General features: G+C 43.6%; 5 protein-coding genes. All 5 read right to left on the bottom strand.

From position 1 onward, the window contains the following. Nucleotides 1-337: 337 nt before the first annotated feature. The 5 genes from ATH1_RS0115855 to ATH1_RS0115835 all read right to left on the bottom strand — a co-directional run bounded on the left by ATH1_RS0115855 (nucleotide 338) and on the right by ATH1_RS0115835 (nucleotide 4,549). Nucleotides 338-892: a 2-oxoacid:ferredoxin oxidoreductase subunit gamma family protein gene (locus ATH1_RS0115855; protein ID WP_010424059.1), complete on the bottom strand. Its 555-nt coding sequence runs from the start codon at nucleotides 890-892 to the stop codon at nucleotides 338-340. A 14-nt stretch (nucleotides 893-906) separates the two neighbouring features. Beyond that, entirely contained in the window at nucleotides 907-1,674 is a 768-nt protein-coding gene (locus ATH1_RS0115850; protein ID WP_010424057.1) for a thiamine pyrophosphate-dependent enzyme, read from the bottom strand. 1 nt (nucleotide 1,675) lies between these two features. After that, nucleotides 1,676-2,761 carry a 3-methyl-2-oxobutanoate dehydrogenase subunit VorB gene (locus ATH1_RS0115845; protein ID WP_044115494.1) on the bottom strand — a complete coding sequence of 362 codons (1,086 nt, stop codon included), beginning with the start codon at nucleotides 2,759-2,761 and terminating at the stop codon, nucleotides 1,676-1,678. 55 nt (nucleotides 2,762-2,816) lie between these two features. Beyond that, on the bottom strand, nucleotides 2,817-3,050 hold the full coding sequence (locus tag ATH1_RS0115840; RefSeq protein WP_010424053.1) for a 4Fe-4S dicluster domain-containing protein: 234 nt from the start codon (nucleotides 3,048-3,050) through the stop codon (nucleotides 2,817-2,819). 176 nt (nucleotides 3,051-3,226) lie between these two features. After that, entirely contained in the window at nucleotides 3,227-4,549 is a 1,323-nt protein-coding gene (locus ATH1_RS0115835) for an aminotransferase class I/II-fold pyridoxal phosphate-dependent enzyme (protein WP_010424052.1), read from the bottom strand. Nucleotides 4,550-4,805 lie beyond the last annotated feature (256 nt).

Below are 4,805 nucleotides of genomic sequence, written 5' to 3'. Positions count from 1 at the left end.
CTTGATTTTGACAAAAATATGCTTTTTATACTGCACTCAAAGATTTTATCGTCTTTTATGATGCCTTTTGCGCGCTAATATTTTGCGGCTTTTGCGCGGAAAATTTTACTGCACCCCAACATATTATTTAGCCACATCCACACTTTTTCAGGGCATCTGACTATGGCACGTCTATAAAGTCAATCCTGCCAATTCCATCCAACCTTAATAGCCTAACCTTCTGAAAGTTTTCGGGTAGCTGTTTGCTTCAACAAAAAAGAGGGACGCCCGGAAGACTACCCTCTTTTACCTATTATACTTTGGAAATTAAACAATATCCATTATCCACAGACATACTCTAAATAACCAAAGAGACCTCTGATACAATCTCCTTTCCACGCTGAATGGCCTTTTCATTCATCGGTAACAGATGATGGTGCCGTTGCGGAAGTGATTTTCTCAGTCCTTTCAGAATGTTCTCCATTTCAATGATCGGTTTGATCTTAAGATAAGCACCAAGAACGATCATATTCATAGTTTTGGTCGATTTCATTCTGGCAGCTTCTTCAGTAGCATCGATCCGGTAAATATTAATATCATCCCGCTCGGGGTGACGGGTAATACCATTCGAATCGTATAAAAGCACCCCTCCGGGTTTCACTTTAGGTTCAAATTTATCAAGCGATTGCTGATTAAGAATAATGGCGGTATCGAATGAATGCAAAATGGGAGAGCTGATGCGATGATCGCTAAGTACCACTGTAACATTAGCTGTTCCACCACGCATTTCGGGACCGTAAGAGGGCATCCAGCTTACTTCCATATCCTGTATGACACCGGAGTAAGCAAGTATTTTACCCATGGAGAGAACACCCTGACCGCCAAAACCGGCTATTATGATTTCTTCCTTCATAGTCCAAATTTATATTATACATTTTTAAAATCGCCCAAAGGATAGAACGGGAACATGTTTTCCTCCATCCATTTATTGGCCTCGACAGGTGTCATTTTCCATCCGGAACTACAGGTAGAAACAACTTCAATAACAGAAGTGCCTTTATTCTCCTTTTGCTTTTCGAAAGCCTTCCGGATGGCTTTCTTCGTTTTGCGAACAGCGCCGGGTGTATGAACCGCTTGACGGGTCACATAGGCTGTTCCCGGCAACTGTGCAAGCAATTCGGTCATTTTCAACGGATTTCCGTCATGTGTCGGTTCCCGTCCAAACGGACAGGTCGATGTTTGCATACCCTCAATGGTAGTCGGCGCCATTTGTCCGCCGGTCATACCGTAAATACCGTTATTAATGAAAATGATGACAATATTTTCACCCCGGTTGCAGGCATGGATGGTTTCGGCAGTGCCGATAGCAGCAAGGTCTCCATCGCCCTGATAGGTAAAAATAAACCGGTCGGGGCGCAGACGTTTCATGGCAGTGGCCAGAGCGGGTGCACGTCCGTGAGCTGCTTCCTGCCAATCGATATCGATATAATTATACATAAAAACCGAACATCCCACAGGAGCCACTCCGATTACCTGGTCCTGTATATTCATTTCTTCAAGAACCTCTGCCAAAGCCACATGTACTACCCCGTGACTGCATCCGGGGCAATAATGCATTACATTATCGGTCAAAACCTTCGTTTTGCCATAAACCAGGTTTTCAGGTTTTTTTATTTCATTGATCACGGCTTCCATATTATTTGCCTCCTATCAGTTTTTGTTCGAGCGCATTGGCTACCTCTTCCGGTGAAGGAACAACGCCACCTAAACGCCCGAAATGTTCAACTCTTACTTTACCTTCAACGGCCAGCCTGATGTCTTCCACCATTTGACCACTGCTCATCTCTACCGAAAGTACACCTTTAAGCTGTCCGGCCAAATCCTGTAGCTGTTTCACCGGGAACGGGAAAAGTGTAATGGGTCTGAGAAGACCAACTTTAAGTCCCTTCGCCCGCAAAATTTCCTTGGCAGCTAAGGATATTCTTGCGCTGCTTCCATAAGCCATCAGTAAATATTCAGCATCGTCGGTATCAACAGCTTCGTACCGTACTTCTTTCTCCTGAAGCTCTTTGTACTTGGCCTGTATTCTCTCGTTGGCTTTCTCTTGCTTTTCGGGGTCCAGTTCAAGAGAAGTAATGATATTACGTTCACGGTCTTTCTTTTTCCCGGTGGTTGCCCAGGGATGCATCTCATCAATCTCCTCATTTGTCCAGCGCTTCTTCTGAGGCTTTAATTCAACCTTTTCCATCATCTGACCAATCATTCCATCCGAAAGGATCATGGCAGGATTTCTGTATTTAAATGCAAGATCGAAAGCCAGTTCTACAAAATCGGCCATTTCCTGAACAGATGATGGCGCCAGAACTATCAATTTGTAGTCACCATGTCCTCCTCCTTTAACAGCCTGAAAATAATCCGACTGAGCAGGTTGTATCGTGCCCAGTCCCGGACCGCCACGCACCACATTCACAACCAGGCAGGGCAATTCAGCACCGGCCATATAACTCAAACCTTCCTGCATCAAACTGATACCCGGGCTGGAAGAAGAAGTCATGACACGTTTGCCACATCCTGCTCCGCCATATAACATATTGATAGAGGCCACTTCACTTTCGGCCTGTAAGACCACCATTCCGGTTGTTTCCCATGGCTTCAGGGCCATAAGCGTTTCCATCACTTCCGACTGCGGGGTAATCGGATACCCGAAATACCCGTCGGCGCCACAGCGGATAGCTGCTTCGGCAATGGCTTCATTGCCTTTCATTAACCTTAGTTCACTCATCGGCTTTATGGTTTCTTAGTTCTGAATTCTGTTAAGCATTCTATTTAACAGCGCATCAGACCATTTCTAATTTTTTTCTGTAAACGGTGATGCAACTATCGGGACATACTTCGGCGCAATTGGTACAACCATTACATCCATCCTGACTGACCAGATAAGCATAATTATAACCTTTCCCGTTAACTTCGTCGGCCAACGCGATAACATTGGTCGGACAGGCTTCCACACAAAGCGAACAGCCCTTACAGGTTTCTACATCAACCTCTATGGTTCCTATCATTTTTGCCATAACTAATCGGTTTGATTTTTTACTCTATTACGAATTTAGATAAAAATTGTAACCCGGCCTTATGACACCTATCATTATTTCCTATAAACAAAGCGAATAAATAGAATTACGATTTGTAACCTTTTGAAAAATCAGTCACTTAAGACGGTTGTTTATATGCATTTTAAATTTCCTTCCTATCCACGACTCCGGGCAAATAGTTTCAAACGCTCTTCCAATTCATTCATTCTATCCTTTCCTGTATGCGAAACACAAATCCTGAGTCCTTCTGTGCGACTGCTGCCCGTAGTATCCAGAGTGATGGCACTGATGCCATAGCGAATCAGTTCTGAAAGCAATTCTTCCCCGGTCATTCCCGGATAGCAGACTGTAAAATAAAATCCGTCGGCCACATCCCGCTCCTCATCTTTTTCGTAAACCAGTTTAAAACCGTTTTCGACGAACAGTTTTTTCATGATCACGGCACGCTCACCATACTCGCTTACATAGGAAACGAAATCGAACCGTCCGTCATTAACAGCTTTCAACAATGCGGCAAATCCGTATTGCGGAGAGTGAGGAGCGCCGGCAGTTGTAGAATAAAGGGCATCCTGCAGAATGGCAATACCAAACCGGCCGGAGTTAAAAACTTTGGCCAATCCGTCAAAAGGCCTGGAAAACAATTTATCGGAAATCAAAAGGCTTCCAATGCGTTGGCCGGCATAACTGAAAATTTTGGAACTTGAAAAGAGCAACACATAGTTGTCGGTGTATTTCGCAACAGTGGGCTGATAGGGAGGCTCACCGGGAACGCCGTAATTCTCCCGAAAGTCCATTCCGAAATAGGCCAGATCTTCCATCACAATAACATCATACTTATTGGCCAATTCACCGATTATCCTTAACTCCTTATCGGTGAAACATATCCAGGCCGGGTTATTGGGATTCGAATACAAAAAAGTACTGATATGCCCCTCTTTGAGATAGGATTCCAATTTGTCGCGAAGTTTTTCTCCGCGGTAGTTATAGATATCAAAACTTTCATATTTCATTCCCTGTAGTACAACCTGGCGTTTATGAACGGGAAAACCGGGGTCAATAAACAGGGTCGTATCTTTTTCCGGATCGCGCCGGTTGGCTACCATAAAAGTAATGAACGACGATTGCATTGACCCTACAGTCGGAATACAACCGGCAGGATCAATGTTAATATCAAGAAACAACTTTGCAAATCGTGATAACTCCTGTTTCAACGCTTTTACCCCCTCAATGGGCGGGTAAACCGATGAAACACCTCGCTTCAGGGCATCCATTTCGGCATTGACACCCAGATCAGGAGCATCAAGGCCGGGAACCCCCATCTCCGTTCGGATAAATTTTACCTCAAACATTTCCTGCAAACTGTTAACCAATTGAACAATCTGACGGATGGTACAGTAAGCCAAACTGTTAATTCCAAATTCTTCCCGAAGCTGTAAAATAACTTCTTTGTTTATTGGAAACGGATTTTTTTTTGACATTATAGTGAGTCTTTTAAAGGTTCAATATTCATCAGTGAGCCCAGTCTAAAATTTATTTTTAAGGTCTGATGGAACACGCATGCAATAACTTATACATGTTCTGTTGTGGAAAACGTTGCCATGCTCGTTTCATCAGTATAAAATCAGTCTAAGTTATTGGTCGAATGGAACTCGCATGATTGAGTTTTATACATGTTCTTTTATGACAAATCCTTAATCTCAACCTCAACCTTCTCCTCAGCCTCTATTAAATTAA

This window comes from Anaerophaga thermohalophila DSM 12881, assembly GCF_000191885.1.
Classification (GTDB): Bacteria; Bacteroidota; Bacteroidia; order Bacteroidales; family Marinilabiliaceae; genus Anaerophaga; species Anaerophaga thermohalophila.
This window is presented reverse-complemented; position numbering and strand designations above follow the sequence as displayed.